Origin of the sequence: Pseudomonas sp. 58 R 3 (assembly GCF_900006605.1) — a bacterium.
Classification (GTDB): Bacteria; Pseudomonadota; Gammaproteobacteria; order Pseudomonadales; family Pseudomonadaceae; genus Aquipseudomonas; species Aquipseudomonas salomonii.
In genome coordinates this window covers 410,624-435,228 of record NZ_CVTT01000061.1, presented here as the reverse complement: position 1 = coordinate 435,228, position 24,605 = coordinate 410,624, and the positions used below count along the sequence as shown (strand labels likewise).

Genomic DNA, 24,605 nt, shown 5'->3' with positions numbered 1-24,605 from the left:
CAGCGCACGCCTAAATTGACGCCATTGCCTACCCATCACTTCCGATGGCCGACCACTGGAGTCACCACCATGCCCTTCATCAGCCTGCGCATCACCCGTGACGGCGTGACCCCTGAGCAAAAAGCCCAGGTCATTGCCGAGTTCACCGAAACCCTCGAACGCGTGCTCAACAAGCGCCCGGACCTGACCCACATCGTCATCGAAGAAATCGACACCGATAACTGGGGCTACGCCGGCATCACCACTACCGAATACCGCAGATCCCAAGCCCTTACCGGAGAAACACAATGAGCAAAGTCGTGATCATCACCGGCGCCTCCCAAGGCATCGGCGCTGCCGTGGTCCAAACCTACCGCGCCCTCGATTACCGCGTGGTTGCCACCTCGCGCTCGATCCAGCCATCCACCGACCCGAACATCCTCACGGTGCCCGGCGACATCGCCGACCCGGCCACCGCCCAGCGCGTCATCCGCGAAGCCCTGGCCACCTTCGGGCGTGTCGACAGCCTGATCAACAACGCTGGCATCTTCATCGCCAAACCCTTCACCGCCTACACCCAGGACGATTACGCCAACGTGCTGGCGGTGAACCTCAACGGGTTTTTCTACATCACCCAACTGGCCATCGCCGAGATGGAAAAACACGGTGCCGGCCACATCGTCAATGTCACCACCAGCCTGGTCGATCACGCCATCGACGGCGTGCCTTCGGTACTCGCCAGCCTCACCAAAGGCGGGCTGAACGCCGCGACCAAATCCCTGGCGATTGAATACGCCAAACGCGGCATTCGGGTGAACGCGGTGAGCCCGGGCATCATCAAGACGCCGATGCATGGCGAAGATTCCCACGCCGCATTGGGGCAATTGCACCCGGTAGGGCGCATGGGCGAAGTGAGTGATATCGCCCAGGCGATCACCTACCTGGAGAGCGCAGGGTTTGTTACCGGCGAGATCCTGCATGTGGACGGCGGGCAAAGCGCCGGACACTGATACACCACCACGCCCGGTCTAACCTGGCCGGGCGTTATCATCCCGAGGCGAGCGCCCGAAAAAGGCTTTATAGGCCCGACTGAACGCAGCCTCGGACTCATAGCCAATCGCAAAACCCACCTCACCGATGCGACCTTCCTGCTTGGCGAGCATGCTTTTGGCCAAGGTCAGCCGCCACTCATTCTGGTACCGCAACGGCGAGCGCCCCACCAACGCGCTGAACCGCTCGCAGAAATTGGAACGCGACATACCGGCCACTTCCGCCAGCGCATCAATGCGCCACTGCTGGCCCGGCGCTGCATGAATAGCCCTGAGCGCCCGCGCGATACGCGCATCCGACAACCCGCCCAGCCATCCCGACGCAGCCCCTTGCTGCACCCAAGTGCGCAGGATGCGGATCACCACCAAATCAATCAGGCGGGAAATCATCAACGCCCCGCCCGGCTGCGTGTCATGGGCCTCAAGCAACATGAAATACAGGATGCCTTCGGCCCAGGCGGCGGCTTCGGTTTGCCGAATATGAATAAGCCGGGGCAGGGCAAACAGCATCGCCTGGAAACTGCTCGCGTCGAACCAGAACCGACACACCACCACACTGGCCGGCCCATCGCACGCCGTCAGCGTGATGCCCGTGGGGTCGTGAGGAAGCAACAGTACATCGCCCTGTTGCAGCGTACTCGGCGCGTGGCCGCCGCCCTCCAGTTGCAACTGGCCTTGCTGAAGCACGCAGATATGCGCGCTGTTTTCATCCAGCTCGAGTGGCTGCTGGTCGGCCAGCGCAGAGGAATACACCCGGTCCCCCGTCAGACGAATCTGCGCCAGCACCTGCGACAACAGATCGCCTTTGGCCAGCCCCTCCAACTGCATTTCCGGATGAATGATCAAATTATCGAGGGGATTCATCATGTCTGCGCGGCCACGCCTTCACTAAGCTGATCCCCAGATCATAGCGCGCCGCCGCCATCGCGATGAACGTTTCCAGCGCGGCGCGTTTATGCACATCATCCACCCACACGGGACACACACCATGTTCGGAATCTCCCCCCTCGGCTGGCTCCACACCCTCGGCAGCCTGCCCGCCATCCCCCTGGCCGCCTACATGTTCATCCGCCACGGCCGCATCGTGCCCCGCTCAACACCCGGCAAGCTCTACCTGGCATCGATGCTGATCGGCGCCTTCAGCGTATTCCTGGTCGCCAAACAGCCCGTGAGCAACATCATCGGCATCATCACCATTGCCCTGCTCGCAGCCGGATATGCAGTAGGGCACCTAGCCTGGCTGGGCCGCGCACGCGCGTACCTGGAAACAATCTTCCTGAGCCTGACCGCATTTTTCCTGATGGTACCCACCGTCTCCGAAACACTGCGCCGCGTGCCCGACGGGCACCCGTTCGTGACAGACCTGCAATCCCCCGTGCTGCTCGGCGCACAAGGCAGCATAGCGCTGGCGCTGGTTATTGGCGTGACTGCGCAGATGATCTACCTGCGCAAAAAAGGCGGCCAATTCGCCTAAAAGCGCTTTTATGTGGGAGCCGGGCTTGCCCGCGATAGCGCACGCCCGGCTAGCCCTTTTACCCCTTACTGCTCAGCATTACAGGGCGACGCCAACACCTTCACCACATCATCAATCACCGCCTTGCTCATCTCCTGCAAATAATGCGACGCCCAGGCATAACGGTCCGTCTCCTTCATCATCGCCGCATCCTCTGCGAGCAACTTGGCGACGTGGAGCAAATCGGAAACGTGGTGCAGGGCTTCATGCAGGGAAACGCCGCTGTTGACGCGGAACAGAGGCTGGTCGGAGTGAAAGGAGAAAGGGGTGACGCCGAGGGTGGTTAACGCAGACGGATCTGTAGCGGTCATCGGTAAAACTCCCATATCAATTGAGAGCTACCACGTTCGTTCTCAGGCGAATGGGTGGCAGCTGTGCGCAGGCTGAGAAACCGGAGATACAGGAACCCGGCAGACCCGAAGGTCTCCCACGCACAGCCGCCATTGCACGAAATGCTGGGCGAAAAAAAACGCCTGCAAATCGGGTGTTTGGGGCGCTGTGGCGCCTGCATCTTGCCGGGTTCTCAGGCCCGATCGCTGAATTGGCAGCGATTGGCGAAGGCTAGACTATCAATAAGAAATGAGCAACCTGAGTGTGGATATTCATTTACAACGTTGATGACGCGCATGCGAGAAAATTAGAAGGATTTGTGTTTTTTATTCTTTGTGATAAAAGTATATGCTGATTTTTAGGCGATCAATTGTGGTTTTTTTGCAAAAAAGGAGTTTTGTATAATGAGTGAGCTTTCGCCAGAAGAGTTAAAGCAACGCCTTGTAAGGTTTTATGATCGTTATGGAAAAGATTTGGAGCAAATTAAAAGTCTTTTAGAAATTCGTTTGAGCCAACTTGCGCTTGCTTATACCATTGATAATAAGTTGCCCCCAGAGGCAGTTCGAATAACCGCTAGAGTTAAAGGGCTTGGAAGTTTTCTCAAGAAGCTTGAGAAGAAAGGCTGGCCTCAATTTTACTATCCTACAGATATTGTCAATGATTTAATTGGCGCGCGGGTGGTGTGCTGGTTTCTGGATGACTGTCACGGCTTTATGAAACTGATAAATTCTTCGCATCATCTAAAATTAGATTCTGATGTTGAGGATTACATAAAAGAGCCGAAGCGCTCAGGCTATCGTTCAATTCATTTGGTGGGTAGCGTCGCATACGATAGCGTCGATCGTGGAGAAGATAAAGAGATCGTAATTGCACCTCGAGAAATGAAATGTGAAATTCAAATCAGAACAAAGCTTCAGGATGCTTGGGGCGATGTTACTCATGAGTTTCACTATAAGGCTAAGAGTTCCGGTGTGGAAAATAACGATTTAGAGGGGTTCCTTTCTGATATATCGGATAGACTGGCGACCGAAGATCTAACTCTCATAAAGTTTCGTAAAGCTTATCAGCGGCTAGCAGAAGATAAAATAAATAATAAGACTAGGCAAGGCTTCGTGGTCGAGCAGGAAAAAGAGCTGCAGCACAAATATTTTCTATCTCCTCCTTTTGTTAATCTTGAATCCGCTTTGCAGAAGTCGCGTCAGTTGGGGTTGCCATTATTTGTAGTGATTTACGACTCCAGTCATCCTAAGAAAAGTAAGTTGGAGTACTCTTTAGGTTATTTCTTGGAGTATCAAACTACTAAGAAAATCGTAGATAAGAAGTTTGTCGCTGCTTTAGTGGATTGGTCTGATCCCGCAGTGAAAAAACTAGTGCCCGAGAGCGACCCATTAGAAAATTGTAGGCTTGTCATTATAACTCCTGATGGAAAGACGGTTTACAGTGAGGGTGTGTATGCAAATCCAGATGAAGGCTTAAAGATTGTCCAAGCCTTGATCAGTGCGCACGATGTTCAAAAATGGTAGTTGTAATTCTAGTTTGCAATTTATAGCCTCTTTGTGGTGACTCATAGGTAACCGTTTCATTTCGGATACTTTTATCTCCAACCCACAAAAACCACAAAGCCCCGAACTACAGGGCTTTGTGTTTTGGCAACGAGTCAAGACCTAGTGAGTGTAATTAACGGGACAGATTTGTTTTCATCCTCCCCTCTAGCTCCCCTCAATCAAAGCCCTTTCCTCCAACCAAATCTCCTGAACAAACTGATCCGAAAAAGGGGGCAGGCCCAGAACGGTCCCAAATAATCTTTTAGCTATTTGGGTCTGCATTTCTTCTTTATCAATAAGTTCGGGTCTACATCGATTGCGATTATTTCAACTTGATAGTTAAGCCCTCTAAGGATTTTCAGAGCATTTTTTAGAGTGACTTTAGAGAAGAAAGGTAACTCTGATGGTAATTTTTTTGTTGTTGCAATAGCATAAACTATTTTGTAGTCACTTGGGTTTGGACGGGCGGTTGGATCTGTGAGGCGAATAGAGTTTGGCAGTTTTGAGTTGAGTTTTTTTCTGAATTCAGTGTCACTAATAAATGCTTCTGCGGATACGCAGCCCTGTGAAAACAAATGGCTTAAAGTACTTGAGCTTCTATAGTATTTAACGTGGATGAGTTCGTTGCCATTTTTTATGACGTCACAAAACTCTAGCTTGTCATAGGCACCCCCAATTTTTATGTTTTTCTTGTCGAGGAGTTCAAAAGAGGGGTCTAAGATCAATTTCTGGTTGTAATCTTCCTCTCTGTCCTCTTCGTATCGAGGGAGTGGGCCGTTGTATGTGTTTAAAGATAATAAATGGTCGTCAATTTTTTTTACGAAATTCGAGTCAACTTTGTACCATGTAGCGTTTCGTAATATATAGCTTTCGCCGCTATACGAAATTTCCGCATAGAGACATTTATACGCCGACCAGCTTTTTATTGACTTGTATAGATTGTCATTAATGTGCACTTGAGTTTGTTTCAGGGACTCTATTGATAGTGGTGCGGGTTTTGATTTCAAGTGATCCACTAGGTGTTTCATTTCGAGTACTACATGTCTTTCCGTGCGAGCATAAAGGTCAAATGAGTAACCTATTTGGTTTTCCCAGTCTACAATTTCGGGTTCACCTAGCCAGAAATTATCAAGGTTGGGACCGTTAAGTACATTTTCGAGTTCCATATCAAGTATCTCAATATCATCGAGATCCCGCACTCGGTTTATATTTTCTACCCACTCGAAAATTTCAGGTAGTTTTTGCTTGTGCCTATTTAGTGCCTCTTCTAGGATTAAGTTTAAATTATCTAGATCTAAGGATGTTATAACTGTAAAAGCGTCCCTTCCCGTTATGTGGCTTCCAAAAATTTCTACTGTCGAGCTACCTGTGACAGTAGATAGAATTTCTACTTCAGAATCCATGTGTAAATCAAATATATCGACTTCTTTTGTGCTCTGCGTTCTTGAGTTTAAAGGGTTGTGATCGTAACTCGATTTATCTAAGCTTCTTAATTTGTCTGGGTTGACCGAGTTTAAAGTGACTCTCAGGCCAAAATCTCTTTCGATATTTTCTTCATTCAGGAGGTGAAAGCCGGTGCCGAATGTAATTATAAATTTTTCTTGTAAAGTGGATATGACTAGAGCTGCACCTACGCTGCTGCTAGTGCCAAAGTCATCGTCTGAAACTTCTTCCCTGGATGTAAATAATTTAGTCCATGGTGGTGAATGTATGGGTGGATCTTTTTTTATATATAAAAGTGCTTTTTCAATGTTTTGGATTTCCAGTGATATTGGTAATTTTGAGTTTTCTAATTTGAGTAATTCAATGTCATCGACCTTGCCTTTTTTTGCTAGATAAATTGAAAGCTTTTCTTTTCTTTCTCTTGCTCTTTTCGGCATGGCGTTTCTATCCCTAGGGCGCTCTGTCTAAGAGGCACAATACATTACGCTTGGCAAAAGGCCATCAAAAAAGACATGGAAGGGATACGAACCATTTTTCAATGCTGTGACTTCCTCCTCTGTATCGGCTCCTCCTCTTCCACGCCCTCAAGGCTAGTAACACTCTCCAGCTCTACGTATCTGATCCCTACCGTAAGCTTGAACATGAGCCATTTCAAATTTGACGTAATGCTCCAGCGCTGACTGCAGATGGCATGCGCGATCCCGCCCTTTAGCGCCGACGAGTCGATCCAGCTGACAGACGAGTTCGGATTGGACGCAAAAAGGTAAAAGCTGCGAAGCCATAGCTATCCACCGCACCGAGATATTCGCGTTAAGAAGGTAGCCGGACGTTAGGCGCCCAAGAAGTGCTAGACAATAGCTAGAAGGAAAAGCGGAAGCGTCTTACACACGAAGACGAGAGAAATGCAGGCATTTTCGTGGACACCCACGCCCTCAAACCCCAGAAACAACAAAGCCCTCACATTGCTGTGAGGGCTTCGTCTTTTATGGTGCCGGCACCAGACGAACGGTATGTCCCGGGGAGGCTAGGTTTTCTGCGGTTCTGGAAGTCGGTGGTAAATTTGGCGTACCCCAACTAGTAACTATAAATAAATCAGCTAGTTATGGAGTTTGGTGGAATCGAATTCGGGATTTTTTAAATGTGAGCACATTGTCGGTCTGTAAGTAATTCAGAACCGCATACGAATGGTAAATCCCCCTGAATTTTAACGTTGTCAATTATCTCTTTCGTAGAGCATAGGCAGAAATCCGCCAAAAGATGCCATGGCGACAGGCAACCGGCGGCCAAGAACTGCCGCTCGATAAAACGATAATAAATTTAAATTTGGTTGATAGACGGGGTGGCACCAAAACGCTAGTATCAAGCCATGCGTGGCAAATTTCGAATAAACTTTAACGAAAGCTGAGTACAAATTTTCTTAAATTCAAACAACATAGAGGGATCTAAGTTAATGAAGTTAATATCACTATTCGACGACTTTTTAACCGATACAGTTAACCTAAATAAAGATCGTTTCAATAAACTTGAAAGTAGCATCGATACGCTGAAGCAGTTCATCCAAAACTCTGACTGGGAACCAACGGTTATTGAATTTTCCGCCCAAGGGTCTTGGGCTCACAAAACAATTATCAAGCCTCTCCCAGAGTGCCCATTCGATGCCGATCTACTGGTATATATCGACCCTGTCGACGGGTGGGAGCCCAAAGATTATGTAAATAGATTACATAACGTATTTGCTGCTAGTGGTGTTTATCGAGAAAAACTTCGTCGCTTCTCACATTGTGTCACTATTGAATATGCAGGAGAGCGAAAAATCGATATCGCTCCCTGCATAAAAGAGCGAATGTATGTCGATATCTATGAAGTATGTAATCGTATTTCAAATGAGTTCGAAGAATCAAATCCCAAAGACTATACGGACTGGCTGCATGAGAAAAATAGAGAAACCACAAAAAACAATCTAGTAAAGGTAACCCGCCTAGTCAAGTATATGAGAGATATTAAGGGTAATTTTACTTGTCCATCTTTTTTACTGACCACTTTGCTTGGTCTGCAGGTGAGAGACGGCGATTTATTGAACGAAACATTTTCCGATGTCCCTGCTGCGCTAAAAATACTGATGGGAAGACTAGACGATTGGCTTCAGCTAAATCCTACCAAACCAATAGTAAAAAACCCCGTCCTCTTTACGGAAGTTCAAAGTAATGCGTGGGACGACGTTAAATATGATAATTTCAGAAATAAAATTAGCAAGTACCGAAATTGGATTGATGAAGCATACAGCGAAGATGATCGAGGTAAGAGCATAAGTGCCTGGCGCTTATTGTTTGGTGAAGATTTCGCGAGAACTGAGGTAGTAGAGAAAGCTAGCCTGATTAGCAGAGCTGCGAACGAGAGTTTCGCCCCTTCCGGTAGCATATTTATTGACCTGGTTGATCGAGTTAAAACTTTGGGTAGAGCAGCATTGCCATCAGGATTCAATAGCCTCCCCCATATGCAAAAACCGCAATGGCGACTAGCAGGCAGCCAATTGTCAGTTCGAGTTCGTGCATTCTTGCGTACAAATAAAGACTCTCCGAGACTTTGGGAAGTTGCAAGCCTGACTGCGCTATCCCCCGGAAAATGGTTAGAGTTTTGTGCATTTACTGGTAATGGCTTGCCATTTCCCAGGGATTACAGGGTCATGTGGCGAGTGACAAATACCGATGCAGTAGCTACACGAAACAACGCTCTACGCGGCGATTTTTATCACTCTGACATTCATGCAGTTCGAACCGAACAACTCTCATACCGTGGGGTACACATGATTGAGGCTTTTTTAGTCAGAAAATCCGATGAGGTTTTAGCTGGAAAGAGCGAAGTTTTTTACGTAACAATCGAGTGAATGTCAAGATAAACTATGCAGTCTATACTTAACCGCATTGCGCAGAAACTTTACTCTGGAGGACAAAATGTCTCGTAGTGACCCTATTCGTATTAATTATTATAATGCTCTTGAACGTGCGGAGAACGTTGCTAATGCCTTATTCTATTTTGGCGCAGTCATCTCGATTGCATCCCTCTTCGTAACAAAAGAAAAGCTGCCCGAACTATATAACTTAATAATGGTGGCTTTTGCAGTCACAGTTATTTCAATTTTCATCATTGGGATCAGCATTAGGCTCTACTTTCTTCCACGAGCCGAGGATAATCGTCGCCGGGAATTTTTTGGCAAGGCCTACAGCATTAGCTTGATTCACGAGAAGACCGACGGTTATTACAATAATGACCAAGTTGACCCCATGCGACGCGTTGCAGCACAAGTTCTAGAGAATAGCTGGTTTAGCAAAAATATTACTCTGCGGATACTGCGACTTGAAAGGGCCAAGGTAATTATTTACTTCATGGCTTGGTTCGTCTGTATTTATTGGAGAAACGCAGATTTTGGATTGATACTGGCGGTATCGCAAGCGGTATTCAGCGAGCAAGTCATTGCGAAATACATTCGACTTGAATGGCTTAGGAGTCGCTGTGAAGACACTTATGAACGTACACGTAATCTGTTTACCTCTTGTGCGTCAGGTGCCTCATTCAATGCAATGGCGGTGGATCTCTGCTCGTTTTACGAGACATCTAAGGCCAATGCAGCAATAACCTTTCCGTCATCAACGTTCATGAAAATGAATCATAGTCTCTCGGAAGAATGGAATCGAATTAGACTGGACCTTAACATCTGATATGACAATCGAAGTGCTATGAGGAGCCCCAGACGCTTAGACGGCAGGGCGCCAGAGCAGCCAGGGTTGGCAGCTAGGGAGAGCATCATTCCTGTGCAGGAGTCGAATATCAAAATTTGCGACTTTGAAGGCCATGGCGAGTGTCAGCACCTAACCGACAAAATATGAAAAGGGGACGGATTTATTTTTCACCAGCGCCTGTCCTGAAATTTGCTAGTGAGCTGACAGCAGCATCTCAACCGTCGAAATGAAGTGGTGGCGCGCGGCCTAGTAATTCCAGTGTGGCCACATTGTGTACGTTTTGGAAAAGAAGACCGATTTATTCTCACCCTCAATCTGGAGGCATCCCGCACGTCAGGTGCCCGGACGGAGCTGAGCGGTGGCGAGGAGAGGACGGCGAAGAGGATGGCCACGGCGAGTGGAGAGGAAGGGTACGCTCAAAACCCCAAACCCCAGAACAACAAAGCCCCCACATTTCTGTGGAGGCTTCGTTTTGTATGGTGCCGGCACCAGGAGTCGAACCCGGGACCTACTGATTACAAGTCAGTTGCTCTACCAACTGAGCTATACCGGCGTGTTAGGGCGACGATTATAGCGATTGCCAAGCTTCTGTAAACCCCTGAATTCTGACTATTTTTGCAGATACCAAGGTTTTTTTACGCTCGCTGCTTTTTCCTACCCTCGTGAGCCTCAAATCCGACTCAATTGCCGTCGCCGCACTGGTCGGTAAACTTCATGTACGCCAACACCTGCGTATCGCCTTTAGAGTCCAGATAGGTCATGCGCGCGTTCACCACGCCGCATCCCGAGCGGGTGTCTTCGGTGGTCGAGAGCACGCGCTGGATATCCGGCTTATGACTTGCCTCGGCATGGGCGGTGAAGGTCAAGCCAAGCAGGCTGGCGGCGATTAGGGTTTTCCAGTTGCTGGGGTTCATGGTGATGGCCTCGCAGGTGCAATGGTGGGGTGAGGCCATTGAATGCCGGGGAGGTATCCGGGCTGTGTCGCGCAGGGCGGGTTTTGTTTCGTTGTGTATGGCGTGTGAATCTGTGTACTTGTTGATACGAGCGGCGAGCTTGCATTGGTTAAAAAACACACAGTGATCGCCTAGTGCGTTGTTTTATAGAGGTATATCACCTGGCAGAAGATGAGCCATAAAAATGGCGCCATGCCGCTCATCTGAAAGGTTTTGGATACAAACACCAGAATACTGACACCATCACTGTGATATCACACAATGCGGCCCAGTTATTCATTGGCCCAACAGGGAGGAGCAGCCGGTGGGGCGTGCAGATCACATCACTAAGCTATACGCCGCGCTGGCTGAACCTTGTTTGCGTGAGTCGCAGGTGGCGGTGCCTTTTCAGCAGTTGTTGGATCAGTTGAATCAGGGTGCCGCGCCCTATCGTCATGAGGCGGTAGAGGGGCCGCATGGCGTGGTGTATACGGATGCGGTGGCGCCCAAGGTCGTGGTGGTGGTTTCCGCCACCGGCGGTGTCGGGCGCAGCACGTTGGCGGCTGCGCTTGCCAGTGGTTTGCAGCGCCAGGGCCACCCGGCGCTGGCGTTGGAGCTGGACCCGCAAAACGCGCTGCGCCATCACTTGTGCCCAGGCTTTGATGTGCCCGGTCTGGGCGCCACCAGCCTGCTTAATCAAACCTGGCAGGCGTTGCCCAAGCGCGGGTTTGCCGGCTGCCAGCTGGTGACTTTTGGCGAGACCGATGCCGTGCAGCAGCAAAGCCTTAATCGCTGGCTCGGCCAGGATCAAGCTTTTCTCGCCAAGCGCTTGGCCGGGTTGGGGCTCAATGCGAGTGACACGGTGGTGATCGATGTGCCGGCGGGTAATACGGTGTACTTGAGCCAGGCGCTGTCGGTGGCCGATGTGGTACTGGTGGTGGTGCAGCCGGACGCCTCTTCGTTTCGGCGTTTGGCCAAGATGGACGAGCTGCTCGCGCCGTACCTTGCGGGGGCGGCGCCTCCCCTGCGGTTTTACGTGATCAACCAGGTCGACGCTGGCCAATCTTTTAGTAAGGACATGGCCGGAGTGTTCAAGCTACGCCTGGGCGATGCCGTACTCGGCACCGTCCAGCGTGACGTTTCGGTCAGTGAGGCGCAGGCCTATGGGCGCGACCCGTTTGACCCTGCGTTAAATAGCGGCGGCTCCCAGGATGTGAGTGCGTTATGCCGGGCGCTGAGCGTTCGGATGCATCTGTCGAGCAATGGCCATTAAATTGACCAATTACCGCTTGTCTAAAAAATGATCAGCAAAAACAGCAAAATAATGACACTTTACCGCGTCTGTCACAGAATGCGTCACTAAGACGCCCATAATAAGACCTGCGGTAAGTGCCTGCTTGCCGACCTTCACGTCTTTAGCTGCGTCGTGAGGAGCTGCCCATGAGCCTTAGCGAAGAGCTGTTGACGTTGTTCGGCAAGAACGTCAGCCACGATGCCAACGGTATTAATGCACGCATGCACTTTTTTGGCAGTGTGCCCGCAAACGAAAACACCCTTCCCCAATCGACTCATCTCGCAGCGCTGTGCCCCAAAGTGGTGGCGTTGGTCTCGATCAATGGCGGTGTCGGCCGCAGCACCCTGGCCACGGCGTTGAGCAGCGGTTTGCAGCGCCATGGTGAATCAGTGGTGGCGCTGGACCTGGACCCGCAAAATGCCCTGCACCATCACTTTGGCGTCAGTGGCACCTTGCCGGGAATCGGCCGTACCAGCCTGGAGCATGGGCAGTGGAGCCCGCTGCAGCAGCTTGGCTTTGCCGGTTGCCAGGTGATTACCTTTGGCGATATCGACATCGAGCAACAGGAAAACCTCGAGCGTTGGCTTAAGCACGAACCCAGCTGGTTGGCGCAGCGCCTGGCGGCGCTGGGCTTGAGCGAGCGGCAGACGGTGATCATCGATACGCCCGCCGGTAACAACGTGTACTTCCATCAAGCACTTAACGTGGCCGATGTGGTGCTGGTTATCGCCCAGGCCGACGCCGCGTGCCTGGGTACCCTCGACCATTTGGAGGGTTTGCTCGCGCCGCACCTTGCCGGCGCCCGCCCGCCGGTAGTGCATGTGGTGGTCAACCAAGTGGATGAGAACAGCGCCTTCAGCCTGGACATGCTGGAAGCGTTCAAACAGCGCCTGGGCAAAGCGCCGCTGGAGGTGCACCGCGATATGGCGATCAACGAAGCGTTGGCGTTTGCGGCCGACCCGTTGGACAACGCCACAAAGCGGCTGGCCGGCGACGATATCAACGAGATTTGCCGCGTGCTGAAGGCACCTAAAAGAACCGCATAAATCGCGCTTTATGCACTTGGCGCCAAATGCTTATGCACAATCGGTTGGTTGCGCCTGTCACGAAACAGCCACTTTGTGGAGCCGTTCTCAACACGCTGCAACTGCCTGTTTTGTGTGCGTTTTATTTTATGAACAAAAAATGACCAGGGTGGGTTTTGGTCTGTAGCGCTGATAGCTACAGGCTCTGTAAAGAATTCATCAACAGAGTTATCCACAGGGCGCGTGTAGGAAGTTTCGCCCCTTAATCGCGCTCCGCCAGCACCATCAAGTTGCGCGGCGTTAGCGTGGGTTCGCAGAAGGTGCCTATCTCAACCTTGTAGCCCTGTTCTTTCAAGAACAGCGCCCTATCCAACACCAGCCACAGCTCAAGCGGCCGCCGAAACAGTCCTCTGACCAACTCCAGGTTGCGCACCTCGGCCAAGCGCCGCCATCCGTGTGCTTCCAGCGCCGCCCAATCCTGTTCACCTGTGGATAAATTCTTGAGGCGGGCCAGTTCCTGGCAGTAATCAGCGAAGGGCTTATCCAGCCAGCTGGCGGGCAGCGATGGCGTGGGCAGGTACTCATCGCCGCCACGCAGTTGGCGTTGCAACTGGTCGAAACCCAGGCGCCGGGCCATGGACGTATCCCGGTGCTGGCGCACGCGATTGCCGGCGGTGACGGTTTCGCTCAGCGGTAACCCCAGGTCATCGATTGAAAGCTGTAGTTGCGAGGCACGCCCGGCGGTCGACAAGGCGTGATAGCGCTCGGCGCCGATGCGGTTATAGCAGCAAGGTGCCAGCGCCAGGCGTTTGCAGCCCGCCGCACTGGCCACGTGCAACAGCCGCACATGCAGATCGCCGCAGGCATGCAAGGCGACGGGCGTGTGGTCTGCACTGATCGCCACATCGGCCATCACGTCTTGCAGGCGATGGGTCACGGCCAGGCTGTGATGGTCGCTCAAGGCCTGGCCCGAGGCGATCAGCGCCGGGTCGTATTCAAGGCAGGTCAGTTGTTGGCCGGGTTGCAGCAAGCGGCGGCCGAGGTGGCCTTTGCCGGCGCACCAGTCCAGCCAATGCAGGGGTGTTGCAGCAAAATTCAGCGCGGCGCCGAACGCCTCGATTTGCTGCCATTTGCGCCCGGGCACATCCACGTTCAGGCGATGGCGGGCAGGCTCCAGGGCGTGTGCGGGTAACTTATCCACAGCGCTGAGCTGCGCGGCCTGAAAAGCCAGCTGTGGAAAAGGCGCGGGCGCCGGCAGTTCATACGGGTGGTTGTGACAGGCTTCGGCATCGGCCAGCGAGCGCTGGCGCAGCCACTGGGCCAGCTCGGGGTGCTGGTGTTCCCAAGGTAAGTGCAGGTGCGTAAAGGGCCGTGGTCGCCACAGCCCTTGGTGCTCGATTAAAAACGCATCCAGCGCCGCGAAGCGCGCTTCAACGTCCCTGGCAAGCATCGACGCGCAGCCAGCGTTCGAGCAGTTTGAAACCCCGCACCAGGATGTAGGCCATCAGCAGGTAGAACAGCCCGGCCGCGAAGAAGATCTCCACAGGTAAATAGGTGCGGGCGATGATGGTGCGCGCCATGCCGGTCAGTTCCAGCAGGGTGACGGTGCTGGCCAGGGCGCTGGCCTTAAGCATCAGGATCACTTCGTTGCTGTACGCCGGCAGGCCGATGCGCGAGGCGCGCGGCAGGATGATGTAGAACAGCGTCTTGGGTTTGGACATGCCCAGGGCGCGCGCCGCTTCGATCTCACCCGGCGGGATGGCCTGGATCGCACCGCGCAGGATCTCGGCGATATACGCGGCGGTGTGCAAGGTCATGGTGGCCGTGGCGCACCAGAACGGATCGCGCAGGTAGGGCCACATAAAGCTGTTACGCACCGCATCGAACTGCGCCAGGCCGTAATAGACCAGGAACAACTGCACCAGCAGCGGTGTGCCACGGAAGAAGAAAATGTAGGCGTAGGGCAGGGCGCTCACGTACCAGCGGCGCGAGGAGCGCGCGATACCCAGGGGAATCGCCAGCAGCAAACCGGCGATCACCGCGATAGCCACCAGTTCCAGAGTCAGGGTTGCACCCTGGGCCAGTTTGGGCAGCCACTTGATGATCACGGCCCAGTTCAGGCCCAGGTCGAAGTGCGACAGCCAGCTGTAGTCACCGCTCATTGGGTGCTCCTTGCAAAGCCGCGGGCGGCGCGTTTTTCCAGGAAGTGCATGCCGGTCATGGCCAGCACAGTGAGGCCCAGGTACATAAAGGCCGCGACCATAAAGAAGGTGAACGGCTGCTTGGTCACGGTCACGCCGATCTGTGCGTGACGCATGATTTCTTCAAGGCCGATCACCGACACCAGCGCGGTGTCTTTCATCAGGATCATGAACAGGTTGCCCAGGCCCGGCAGGGCGATGCGCCACATCTGCGGCATGATCAAGCGGGTGAAAATCCGCACCTTCGACAGGCCCAGCGCCACACCGGCTTCGCGGTGGCCCTTGGGAATGGCAAGAATCGCGCCGCGGAACACTTCCGTGGCGTAGGCGCCAAAGCACAGGCCCAGGGCGATAACCCCGGCGGCAAAGGCACTGAGAGACAGGTCAGGGTTACCCAAAAACTCGCCCAGGGCACGCATCAGGTTGACGGTGCCGAAGTAAATCAGCAGCACCCACAACAGCTCGGGAATGCCACGGACGATGGTCGAGTAAGCCCCGCCCAGCCATTGCAACGGCTTGTACGGTGAAGTCTTGGCCAAGGCGCCGGCAAGGCCGAGCACCAGCCCCAGGCACAGGGCCGTGAGCGCCAGTTTGACGGTCATCAACGCGCCAGCGGCAAGCGCCGGGCCGAATCCGTAGAGATCGAAATTCATGGTGTTTTCATATCGCGGCAGGCATTGCTGAAAGCCGGCGCGCTACTAACCAATAGAAGCGCGCCGGTCAGGCCGTTCAGATCATTCGATGCTGAACGGGAAGTACTTGTCGTTGATCTTCTTGTAGGTGCCGTCTGCCTTGATCTCTGCCAGGGCTTTGTTCAGGCGCTCGCGCAGCGGGTCGCCCTTGCGTACGGCGATACCGATCTTGTCGCTTTCTACCACCGGGTCGCCTTTGAATTCATAAGGCTTGCCGGCATCGCTCTTGAGCCATTCATACTGCACGTACTTGTCGGCCAGGATGCCGTCGAGGCGGCCGGAAGTCAGGTCGAGGTAGGCGTTTTCCTGGGTGTCGTAGAGGCTGGCCTTGGTGTCCGGCAGCTTGTCTTCCAGGTAAGTGCCGGCCAGTGTCGCGCGCTGTGCACCGATGGTCTTGCCCTTCAGGTAATCCGCGTCGGTCTTGAAGTCTGCTGTGGCTTTGGGTGCGATGAATTGCAGCTTGTTGGAGTAGTACGGGTCGGTAAAGTCCACAGCCTGCTTGCGTTCATCGGTGATCGACAGCGAAGAAATCAGGAAGTCGAACTTCTTGGCGTTCAGGGCCGGAATGATGCCGTCCCAGTCGGACACATACACGTCGCACTTCTCGACTTTCATCTTGGCGCACAGGGCGTCGCCGATGTCTTTGTCGAAGCCCACAACGTTGCCGCTGGCGTCTTTATTGTTGAAGGGCGGGTAGGCCGCTTCGATCCCCATGGTCAAGGTCTCTGCCATGGCCGTGGCGCTGAACGCCATCGAAACGGCCGCGGCCAGAAGGAATTTTTTATAGTTCTGCATGCATGTTGCTCCGTTAGCGGTTGCTGGACATGAATTGTTTGCAGCGCGCCGAAAGCGGGTTTTCAAACACCTGCTGTGGCGATCCTTGCTCTTCGACCAGGCCCTGATGCAGGAACACCACTTCACTGGAAACCTGACGGGCAAAGCCCATTTCATGGGTGACCAGCAGCATGGTGCGGCCTTCTTCGGCCAGCGCGCGGATCACATTAAGTACTTCCTGGACCATTTCCGGGTCAAGCGCCGATGTCGGCTCGTCGAACAGGATGACCTTGGGTTGCATCGCCAGGGTGCGTGCGATGGCTGCCCGTTGTTGCTGGCCGCCGGACAGTTGCGCCGGGTACGCGTGGCGCTTGTCACTGATGCCGACCTTGGCCAGCAGGGCTTCGGCCACTTCTATCGCTTCGGCCTTGCTCTGGCCGAGCACGCGGCGGGGCGCCTCGATGATGTTGTCGAGGATGCTCATGTGCGGCCACAGGTTAAAGTTTTGAAACACAAAACCGATTTCGCTGCGCAGGCGGTTGATCTGTTTGCCGTCTGCCGCCATCAGCTCACCGTTTTTCGCGGCCTTGAGCTTGAGCTCTTCACCGGCCACCAGGATCTGGCCCTGATGGGGGTTTTCCAGCAGGTTGATGCAACGCAAAAAGGTGGACTTGCCGGAACCGGAGGAACCCAGGATCGAGATCACGTCGCCGTCGCGGGCGGTCAGCGAGATACCTTTAAGTACCTCCAGCTCACCATAGCGTTTATGCAAGTTGCGGATTTCAAGCGCGGGCGCGGCCTCAGCCATGTGCGGTCCTCATTGTGTTCAGTGCATTCTTGCTGTTGGGCCGCCTTCCTGGCGAGGCGCCAAGCTAGCATAGCGTTCGGATGGCAGCCAACAGCGCTGCGGACGGTTAACGGGTGGTCTGCGGCAGGGTGTCGCATCGGCACAGCAGTGTGTCGCGCTATCAACAACCTACAGACGTTTGAACCCGATAAATCCACAGGCTTCGCGTAAAAAAGGGCGCGATGGTGCCAGCTTTGGCCGGGTGTTGGAAGGGTTAACCGGGCAAACGGTCCTTATCAGCCCTTTTATGGAGCGTCACGTACTTTTTGTGTGTGTTTTTGGTGCGTATTTTCGTGTCGCAGTTGGGTCGCACGGTAACGCTATAGCGCAATGCCATAGTTCTCAACGACTTGCGTGAGCTAATGAATTGTCCTACAGCCCGCGTCAATCGCGGCTCTGTAATATTTTGGCGCAAATCTTGCGTAAAAAATAAAGAACGCCCCGTTGGTTTCTTTTCACGAGAAGGATCGCAGGCCGGGCGGACCGTTTTCGCAATTCCTCGCAAAGGTGTGTCAATGAGTAGTACGCAAAGCTCCAATGACCTCGAACAGGGGCTCAAACCGCGTCACGTCACCATGCTGTCGATTGCCGGCGTTATCGGCGCCGGTTTGTTTGTCGGCTCCGGCCACGCGATTGCAGCCGCCGGCCCCGCTGTACTGCTGGCGTACGCCGCTGCGGGCACGCTGGTGGTGTTGGTGATGCGCATGCTCGCCGAAATGGCCGTGGCTTCGCCGGACACCGGTTCGTTCTCCACCTATGCCGACCGTGCGATCGGTCATTGGGCCGGTTTCACCATCGGCTGGCTGTACTGGTGGTTCTGGGTGTTGGTGATTCCACTGGAAGCCAACGCCGCCGCGACCATCCTGAATGCCTGGTTCCCCGATGTGGCGATCTGGGCGTTTACCCTGATCATCACCTTGCTGCTCACGGCCACCAACCTGTTCAGCGTGAAGAACTACGGCGAGTTCGAGTTCTGGTTTGCGCTGATCAAAGTCGTGGCGATTGTGGCTTTTGTGATCCTTGGCCTCGCGGCGATCTTCGGCTTCCTGCCGACCAGCCAGGTCAGCGGTGTTTCGCACCTGTTTGATACCCAAGGCTTCATGCCTAACGGCATGGGCGCCGTATTGGCGGCGATCCTGACCACCATGTTCTCGTTCATGGGCACCGAGATCGTCACCATCGCAGCGGCCGAATCGAAGAACCCTGGCCAGCAAATCACCAAAGCCACCAACTCGGTGATCTGGCGGATTGGTTTGTTCTACCTGCTGTCGATCTTCATCGTGGTATCCCTGGTGCCATGGAACGATCCGACCCTGGCGGCGGTAGGTTCCTACCAGACCGTGCTTGAGCGCATGGGCATCCCGAATGCCAAGCTGATCGTCGACCTGGTGGTACTGGTTGCCGTGACCAGCTGCCTCAACTCGGCGCTCTACACCGCCTCGCGCATGCTGTTCTCCCTGGGCCGTCGCGGTGATGCACCGGCCGTAGCCAAGCGCACCAACAAAAGTGGTACGCCTTACTGGGCAGTGTTGCTGTCGACCGGCGCTGCGTTCCTGGCGGTATTCGCCAACTATGTGGCCCCGGCTGCAGTGTTCGAATTCCTGCTGGCCAGCTCCGGCGCCATTGCGCTGCTGGTGTACCTGGTGATCGCCGTGTCGCAACTGCGCATGCGCCAGAAGCGCACGGCGGCGGGTGAGAAGATTGTGTTCAAGATGTGGCTGTTCCCCGGCCTGACCTACGCGGTGATGGTGTTCATCGTCGGCACGTTGACCATCATGCTGTTCCAGGAAGCCCACCGCGTCGAGATCATCGCGACCGGTATTCTGAGCTTGCTGGTGGTGTTGGCGGGGCTGTTTGTGGCGAGCCGTCGCAAGGCGCAGAAGGTAGGCGCTGCGGTGCTCAATTGACGTGATGAACTGCGGTGCCATATGCGCCGCAGTTCAAAAAGTGTGGGAGCGGGCTTGCTCGCGAAAGCGGTGTGTCAGTCGCCAGATGTGCTGGCTGATTCACCGCATTCGCGAGCAAGCCCGCTCCCACATTGTGTTGTGTGTCAGTCCTTGGAGTTGACCAGCGCCTGGGATGCCGCCACGTAATCGGCCTGGAACTGCGGGGATTCAATCCACGCCAGCGCCGCGGCTTCATCCTCGGTGTCCGTGGCCCACTGGCGATATTCGATCAACGCCGCCAGGATAAAATCTGTCGCGTCTTCCTCGCCTTCCTGCTCCAGCACCACGGCCAGCAGTGGGTGCGTCAGGAATGCCGCACACAACGCCTGCTGGCTGATTTCGCCGGCGGCGCGCATCTCGACGAACAACTCGGTCAAATCCACCGACTCAAGGTCAATGCGGCTGTCGTCGCCAGCAAACGCATCCGGCTTGGTCGCGACGGCGCGCTGGGTGCGGTTTTGCTTGGCCTTGGCCTTTGCCCGGTGGGCACGTTTTTGCTGCTTGTTCGGCGAGGCCATGGGCTCAACGTCCTTGGGTACTTAATCGGTGTGGGGTATTGAAGCGCAGGTTGGGGGAAATCCCAAGGGAATCTAGACGCGCTGACCGGGTGTGCTTGGCGCCAGCTCGCCTTTTTGCAGCCATTGCAGCGCAATCGGCCACAACCGGTCCTGATATTCACTGCGAAAAAAAGCGAAATGCCCGACGGCTTTTTCGCCGATATCCTCGGGCGCGATTCGCAGGTGAGTGCGCGCGCAGTTTTCAAAATAGCCCAGCAGTCGCTCAATAGCCGCCACAGTCCCAAAAGGGTCGTCGGTGATGCTAATGGCCAGCAATTGCGCCTTCACTCGAGAAAAAGGCAGCACACCCAGGCCGCGCCCGCTGGGGCGCGTTTCATAGTGCGGCGTCGGCAGGCTCCAGTCGCGCACCACGCCTGCGGGCGTGTCCTCCAGCCAGCCCATGCGTTTGCCGGGGAAATAACCGTACAGGGCCGTCACCAGCGGCATCACCACATGCCATTTGGCAAACATGCGCCAGCGTCCTTTCGCCGCGTAATCGCGCCAGTACGCAAACTGGGCGCCGACCGTCACGATGCGCCGAATCACCGCGCCGCAAGCACCGAGCCCCGCCGCGCACCCACCGAAACTGTGGCCGACCACATCAATCGGCTGCCCCGGAAACTCCCGCTGTGCGCGCTGCAGCATCGCCTCGAAATCCAGCACGCCCCAATCTGACCACGACGCCTTGAAGCCTCGTAACGCGCCGCTGCGGGATTCGCCGATGCCACGGTAGTCGTAGGTGATCACGTCGAAGCCGTTGGCAAACAGGTAGTCGGCGAAGCGTGAATAGTGACGGCAGCGCACCGAGGTGGCGGCGTTGATGATGACGACTGGGCGTTCGAGGTCGGTGCGCGGGTGGCGCCAGGTGAAGCCGCCGATAGGGTAGCCGTCGGCAGCGGGCTCGCAGAATGTTTGTGGGGCAGGGCGGGTGGGCAGGTTCATGGGTCGGCTCGATACTTGCGCTTTTGGGGTGGGCTTGGGGCCGCGCGCTTTTATAAGAAGCCGAAACTAACAAATTTGGCGCGTGATGGGCGCAGGATATGTCGCGATGCTCGACCTCGGCGCTCCCGGTGCTTAGGCTTGCGATCAAATGATCAGCCAGAGTCAGCCCATGACCCGCGACACCCTCGAACACAACCAAATCCCGATCTACTTCGTCGCCGTGCTCCTGGCGGCCGCATTTGGCGTGTTCGCCCCCTTGTCAGCCCAAGGCCTCGGTGTGTTGGTCACGCCCGCCATTGCAGTGCTGATGTACGCCATGTTCCTGCAAATTCCGTTTCTGGACTTGCGCCAGGGCTTGGGCAATAAACGCTTCATCGGCGCATTGCTGCTGGCCAATTTCATTCTGGTGCCCTTGCTGGTGTGGGCATTGACCCGAGGCCTGGTGGAGCGCCCGGCGTTGCTGGTGGGCGCGTTGCTGGTGTTGCTCACACCGTGTATCGACTACGTGGTGGTGTTCACCCATATCGGCAAGGGTGACTCGCGGCTGATGCTGGCGGCGACGCCGGTGCTGTTGTTGCTGCAACTGGTGCTGCTGCCGGTGTACCTGAGTTTTATGCTGGGCGCGCAATCCGCCGTGGTAGTGGCGGTGGGGCCGTTTGTCGAGGCGTTCCTGTTGCTGATTGTGCTGCCGATGATCCTGGCGGTGTTGACCACCTCCCTGGCACGGCGCTCAAGCACTATCAATCTTTGGAACAACGCCTGGGCCTGGCTGCCGGTGCCGGCGATGGCGCTGGTGCTGCTTGTGGTGATCGGCTCGCAGATCACTTCGGTGGTGCGCGATATCGCGTTGTTGCTGCCGGTGATTCCGGTGTACCTCGGCTTCCTGTTGCTGGCGCCGCTGATGGGCGCGCTGGCTGCGCGGCTGTTTGCGTTGCCTGCGGTAACCGCGCGGGCGGTGACCTTCAGTGCTTCGACGCGCAACTCGTTGGTGGTGCTGCCACTGGCGTTGGCGCTGCCTGAAGATGTGCGCGGTCTGGCCGCCACGGCGGTGATTCTGCAAACCCTGCTTGAACTGGTGGGCGAGCTACTCTACATCCGGCTGATTCCCGCGCTGGTGTGGCGCGCCGGTCGATAGGTACATAAATACTCGGATTTGTTCAGGCGTTATTCAGGGGCGCAATCGGCACCATGGAGTCGGCGTTCCCCACCTGAAAGGACATTCGATGGACCACCGCAGCCGTTATCGCCTGGAGTCGCTGGGCCTGTTTCTGATCGCTTTATTGCTGTTCACCTTGGGCATTTGGGGCGAGCAACCCCAAGGCTTTGACGGGCGCTGGGCGTTGTTCATGCAGGAAATGTTTCGCCATGGCGCGAGTCTTTTCCCTACCACCTACGGCCAGCCGTACCCGGACTACCCCGGCACTGCGACCTTTTTCAGCTTTGTGTTTGCCCGCCTGTTCGGTGCGCCGAACCACCTGGCCAACGTACTGCCGACGGCCCTCGCTGCGGCGGGCATGATCGCCCTGGTCTATCGCCTGCTGGCGCCGTTCAGTCGGCCCTGGGCATTGCTGACGGTGCTGCTCACGCTGCTCACCACCCAACTGCTCGATAAATCGCGCTCGGTCTGCCTGGACCTGATGGTCGCGCTGTTATGCGTAGGCAGCTTCTACCTGCTGCACACGGGCGAGCGTCTCGGCTCATGGCTTCGACAGTTGGCGGTATTCCCGCTGTTTGTGCTGGCCTTCGCGATTCGTGGGCCTTTGGGGCTTATCGAAGTCTGCGGCGTGGTCTGCGTTTACTGGGCGCTGGGCCGGCCGGGTGAGCGGGTCAAGCAGGTGCTGATCCACGGTTTTGTCGGGCTGGTGTTGCTGGGGGCCTGTTGGTGGGCATTGATGAAGCTGGCGCGGGTCAGCGGTGGCGATGCCTTTGCCGACGATGTGTTCAGGATGCAAGTCAGTGGGCGCCTCGATGAGTCCGGCGAGCCTTTCTACTTCTACTTCAAGTTGAGTTTGTACCGCTACTTCCCGGTGGTGCCGTTGGCCTTGGCGGCGATGGTCGCGCTGCGGCATCGCTGGTCCGAGCGCTGGGGCAACGAAGACGTGCAAATGGTGGTGCGCTTGGCGGCCTGTGGCCTGATGATTTTGCTCGGGCTGTCGGTGCCGCACTTCAAGCGTGCTTACTACATTCTGCCGATGGTGCCGATGTTTGCCGCTGTCGCCGCCTATGGGCTGCTCCAGGCGCAAAACTGGTTCGTCGGTGTGCGCCGCTGCTACGAATGGCTTGTCGTGGCGCTACCGGCGTTGTGCGTGGTGGTGTTGTTTATCTGCCGGCACACCTGGCAGAAGCACGGTTACTGGCCCGACGTGTCGCTGCCGCCGTTGATCGGCGTGTGGGTGGTGCTGCAAGTGGCGGCGCTGATTGCCTGGCGTCGCCCGTTGCGCCTGGTATGGCTGAGTGTGATCGCCTTGGCGGCGCAATGGGTGCTGCTGGTGGTGGTGATCGACCCGGCCAAGGACCTGCAATATGACACCCGCAAGTTTGTCAGCCAGGTAGAGGCACTGCGCGCGTCGCAGCCGGGGCCATTGGTGTTTGTCGACCTTGGCCGCGACACCTGGGCAATCCGCTACATGATGAACCTGACGCACGATGAGCAGCCGCTGTTCGTCGCCGGTAACGAACCCGAGAAGCTCGCCACCTTGCCGCGCCCATCCTGGGTGCTGGTGCCGCGCAGAGAAGCAGCGCTGCTCAAGGGCACGCCGATGGAGCAGCAGGCACCAGACTTCGAAGGGCGGCTTAACGACAACCCGCTGATGGTGTTTCTACTGAAGTAGGCAGGCGCCTACTTGCACTGGTAGCCCTCGGGCATCGTCACGGTGTAGTTGCGCTGCACGCGGTCCTGGAAGTTGAGGTTCTGCAGGCCCTGTTCGACCAGGAAGGCTTCGATCTTGGCGGCCTGGCAGTCTTCGTTGTAGGACATCACCCGCAACACGTACACCGCGCGCCGGCTTGCTTCGTCACGCGCGGTGGCGGTGAAGGTGGTGAGCGTGGTGTAGCCGGTGCGCTCCGAGGTGCCCACCGGGCCGTAGGTGGTGTTCGGCTTGCTGGTGCAGGTCAACTGGTCGGCTTTCTTTTTGTTCTTCTTGCACTCGGTGGTGGTGCTGGTGGGCACCTGGCCGTAATCGGTGGCGGTGTAGCGGTAAGTGACCTGCTTGCTGTCGACATCCAGGATGATGGTCATTTTGATCGGCCCATGGTTCTTGGGCAGGCTGGCATCGGTGTACACCTCGCGAAAGCCCTGGTCCTTCATGGCGCTGACCATGTCCCGCAGGTAGTAGCGGGCATTGAGCGTGTTTTGCGCACTGCCGCCCACGGACGTGGTCACCAGCACCAGCGCCTGTCGATCAAAGTGATAGTCCGGATCGGGTGTTGCGTTGATCGAGACATCCATTTGTGTGGCGCAGCCACTGAGCAACGCCGTCAGCAGCAACAGCGCGCAGAACAAGTACCGGTTCATCCAATAACTACCTTGCAACAGAAAATTCAGTAACAGCTAAACGATCGAGCAGCGGGATAAATAAGCCTCGGGTGTGGATCGGGCGGGGCGTTGGCTCGCGGCCACTAAATCGCAGGCAATAAAAAACCCCAAGGAATCATCTTCGCTTGGGGTTTTTCGGTATTAGTGGTGCCCAGAGACGGAATCGAACCGCCGACACGGGGATTTTCAATCCCCTGCTCTACCGACTGAGCTATCTGGGCAACGGGGCGCATTAAACGGGTTTTTCAGGGGGTCGTCAAGCAAG

Annotated in this window: 23 protein-coding genes and 2 tRNA genes; 11 read left to right on the top strand and 14 right to left on the bottom strand. The window is 55.4% G+C overall.

The window, feature by feature from the left end:
• Window positions 1-69: 69 nt before the first annotated feature.
• The gene (locus BFP92_RS20350) at window positions 70-291 is read left to right on the top strand and encodes a tautomerase family protein (RefSeq protein WP_065930826.1); all 222 of its coding nucleotides are present in this window, start codon (window positions 70-72) and stop codon (window positions 289-291) included.
• Entirely contained in the window at window positions 288-989 is a 702-nt protein-coding gene (locus tag BFP92_RS20345; RefSeq protein WP_065930825.1) for an SDR family NAD(P)-dependent oxidoreductase, read from the top strand. Before BFP92_RS20350 ends, BFP92_RS20345 begins: the two co-directional genes overlap by 4 nt.
• Window positions 990-1,007: 18 nt before the next feature.
• On the opposite strand, the gene BFP92_RS20340 is transcribed toward BFP92_RS20345, so the two are convergent.
• On the bottom strand, window positions 1,008-1,895 hold the full coding sequence (locus BFP92_RS20340) for an AraC family transcriptional regulator (RefSeq protein ID WP_065930824.1): 888 nt from the start codon (window positions 1,893-1,895) through the stop codon (window positions 1,008-1,010).
• Window positions 1,896-2,016: 121 nt separating this feature from the next.
• Between BFP92_RS20340 and BFP92_RS20335 the strand changes: the two genes are divergently transcribed.
• Window positions 2,017-2,502: a hypothetical protein gene (locus BFP92_RS20335; RefSeq protein ID WP_065930823.1), complete on the top strand. Its 486-nt coding sequence runs from the start codon at window positions 2,017-2,019 to the stop codon at window positions 2,500-2,502.
• Between the two features lie 65 nt (window positions 2,503-2,567).
• Here the strand turns inward: BFP92_RS20335 and BFP92_RS20330 are convergent, their stop codons facing one another.
• Entirely contained in the window at window positions 2,568-2,852 is a 285-nt protein-coding gene (locus tag BFP92_RS20330; RefSeq protein WP_065930822.1) for a DUF3077 domain-containing protein, read from the bottom strand.
• Between the two features lie 423 nt (window positions 2,853-3,275).
• On the opposite strand from BFP92_RS20330, the gene BFP92_RS20325 reads away from it, so the two are divergent.
• Window positions 3,276-4,394: a GTP pyrophosphokinase gene (locus tag BFP92_RS20325; RefSeq protein WP_065930821.1), complete on the top strand. Its 1,119-nt coding sequence runs from the start codon at window positions 3,276-3,278 to the stop codon at window positions 4,392-4,394.
• Window positions 4,395-4,681: 287 nt separating this feature from the next.
• Here BFP92_RS20325 and BFP92_RS20320 read toward each other — a convergent pair whose 3' ends face one another.
• On the bottom strand, window positions 4,682-6,295 hold the full coding sequence (locus tag BFP92_RS20320; RefSeq protein WP_065930820.1) for a TIGR04141 family sporadically distributed protein: 1,614 nt from the start codon (window positions 6,293-6,295) through the stop codon (window positions 4,682-4,684).
• Window positions 6,296-7,308: 1,013 nt separating this feature from the next.
• Here BFP92_RS20320 and BFP92_RS30595 point away from each other — a divergent pair.
• A complete protein-coding gene (locus tag BFP92_RS30595) occupies window positions 7,309-8,742 on the top strand; it encodes an SMODS domain-containing nucleotidyltransferase (RefSeq protein WP_083221764.1) in 1,434 nt (477 codons plus the stop codon).
• 67 nt (window positions 8,743-8,809) lie between these two features.
• Entirely contained in the window at window positions 8,810-9,574 is a 765-nt protein-coding gene (locus BFP92_RS20315; RefSeq protein WP_065930819.1) for a hypothetical protein, read from the top strand.
• A 498-nt stretch (window positions 9,575-10,072) separates the two neighbouring features.
• On the opposite strand, the gene BFP92_RS20310 is transcribed toward BFP92_RS20315, so the two are convergent.
• Window positions 10,073-10,148: transfer RNA gene (locus BFP92_RS20310), tRNA-Thr, on the bottom strand.
• Window positions 10,149-10,275: 127 nt separating this feature from the next.
• The gene (locus tag BFP92_RS20305; protein ID WP_065930928.1) at window positions 10,276-10,509 is read right to left on the bottom strand and encodes a DUF2790 domain-containing protein; all 234 of its coding nucleotides are present in this window, start codon (window positions 10,507-10,509) and stop codon (window positions 10,276-10,278) included.
• Between the two features lie 397 nt (window positions 10,510-10,906).
• Between BFP92_RS20305 and bcsQ (BFP92_RS20300) the strand changes: the two genes are divergently transcribed.
• Both bcsQ (BFP92_RS20300) and bcsQ (BFP92_RS20295) read left to right on the top strand, forming a co-directional pair.
• Complete coding sequence (gene bcsQ, locus BFP92_RS20300) at window positions 10,907-11,800, top strand: cellulose biosynthesis protein BcsQ (RefSeq protein WP_239694284.1); 894 nt, start codon at window positions 10,907-10,909, stop codon at window positions 11,798-11,800.
• Window positions 11,801-11,967: 167 nt separating this feature from the next.
• The gene (gene bcsQ / locus BFP92_RS20295) at window positions 11,968-12,867 is read left to right on the top strand and encodes a cellulose biosynthesis protein BcsQ (RefSeq protein WP_065930818.1); all 900 of its coding nucleotides are present in this window, start codon (window positions 11,968-11,970) and stop codon (window positions 12,865-12,867) included.
• 241 nt (window positions 12,868-13,108) lie between these two features.
• Here bcsQ (BFP92_RS20295) and BFP92_RS20290 read toward each other — a convergent pair whose 3' ends face one another.
• The 5 genes from BFP92_RS20290 to BFP92_RS20270 form a co-directional block, all read right to left on the bottom strand.
• Window positions 13,109-14,296 carry a methyltransferase gene (locus BFP92_RS20290; RefSeq protein WP_065930817.1) on the bottom strand — a complete coding sequence of 396 codons (1,188 nt, stop codon included), beginning with the start codon at window positions 14,294-14,296 and terminating at the stop codon, window positions 13,109-13,111.
• Complete coding sequence (locus tag BFP92_RS20285; protein ID WP_058422651.1) at window positions 14,277-14,966, bottom strand: ABC transporter permease; 690 nt, start codon at window positions 14,964-14,966, stop codon at window positions 14,277-14,279. The genes BFP92_RS20290 and BFP92_RS20285 overlap by 20 nt, the downstream gene beginning before the upstream one ends.
• Window positions 14,967-15,004: 38 nt before the next feature.
• Window positions 15,005-15,700: an ABC transporter permease gene (locus tag BFP92_RS20280; protein ID WP_065930816.1), complete on the bottom strand. Its 696-nt coding sequence runs from the start codon at window positions 15,698-15,700 to the stop codon at window positions 15,005-15,007.
• 81 nt (window positions 15,701-15,781) lie between these two features.
• Window positions 15,782-16,534: an ABC transporter substrate-binding protein gene (locus BFP92_RS20275; protein WP_065930815.1), complete on the bottom strand. Its 753-nt coding sequence runs from the start codon at window positions 16,532-16,534 to the stop codon at window positions 15,782-15,784.
• A 13-nt stretch (window positions 16,535-16,547) separates the two neighbouring features.
• Window positions 16,548-17,321: an ABC transporter ATP-binding protein gene (locus BFP92_RS20270; protein WP_017138656.1), complete on the bottom strand. Its 774-nt coding sequence runs from the start codon at window positions 17,319-17,321 to the stop codon at window positions 16,548-16,550.
• 554 nt (window positions 17,322-17,875) lie between these two features.
• On the opposite strand from BFP92_RS20270, the gene gabP reads away from it, so the two are divergent.
• Entirely contained in the window at window positions 17,876-19,267 is a 1,392-nt protein-coding gene (gene gabP, locus BFP92_RS20265; protein WP_056860683.1) for a GABA permease, read from the top strand.
• Window positions 19,268-19,410: 143 nt separating this feature from the next.
• On the opposite strand, the gene BFP92_RS20260 is transcribed toward gabP, so the two are convergent.
• Both BFP92_RS20260 and BFP92_RS20255 read right to left on the bottom strand, forming a co-directional pair.
• On the bottom strand, window positions 19,411-19,824 hold the full coding sequence (locus BFP92_RS20260; protein WP_065930814.1) for a hypothetical protein: 414 nt from the start codon (window positions 19,822-19,824) through the stop codon (window positions 19,411-19,413).
• Window positions 19,825-19,896: 72 nt separating this feature from the next.
• A complete protein-coding gene (locus BFP92_RS20255; RefSeq protein ID WP_065930813.1) occupies window positions 19,897-20,805 on the bottom strand; it encodes an alpha/beta hydrolase family protein in 909 nt (302 codons plus the stop codon).
• A 169-nt stretch (window positions 20,806-20,974) separates the two neighbouring features.
• Here BFP92_RS20255 and BFP92_RS20250 point away from each other — a divergent pair, with 169 nt between their 5' ends.
• Both BFP92_RS20250 and BFP92_RS20245 read left to right on the top strand, forming a co-directional pair.
• Window positions 20,975-21,940 (top strand): arsenic resistance protein, encoded by a 966-nt coding sequence (locus tag BFP92_RS20250; RefSeq protein ID WP_065930926.1) that lies wholly within the window; start codon window positions 20,975-20,977, stop codon window positions 21,938-21,940.
• 88 nt (window positions 21,941-22,028) lie between these two features.
• Window positions 22,029-23,636, top strand: coding sequence for an ArnT family glycosyltransferase (locus tag BFP92_RS20245; RefSeq protein WP_065930812.1), 1,608 nt, complete (start codon window positions 22,029-22,031; stop codon window positions 23,634-23,636).
• 8 nt (window positions 23,637-23,644) lie between these two features.
• Here the strand turns inward: BFP92_RS20245 and BFP92_RS20240 are convergent, their stop codons facing one another.
• Window positions 23,645-24,319 carry a hypothetical protein gene (locus BFP92_RS20240; RefSeq protein ID WP_058422640.1) on the bottom strand — a complete coding sequence of 225 codons (675 nt, stop codon included), beginning with the start codon at window positions 24,317-24,319 and terminating at the stop codon, window positions 23,645-23,647.
• 166 nt (window positions 24,320-24,485) lie between these two features.
• Window positions 24,486-24,561, bottom strand: a tRNA-Phe gene (locus BFP92_RS20235).
• Window positions 24,562-24,605 lie beyond the last annotated feature (44 nt).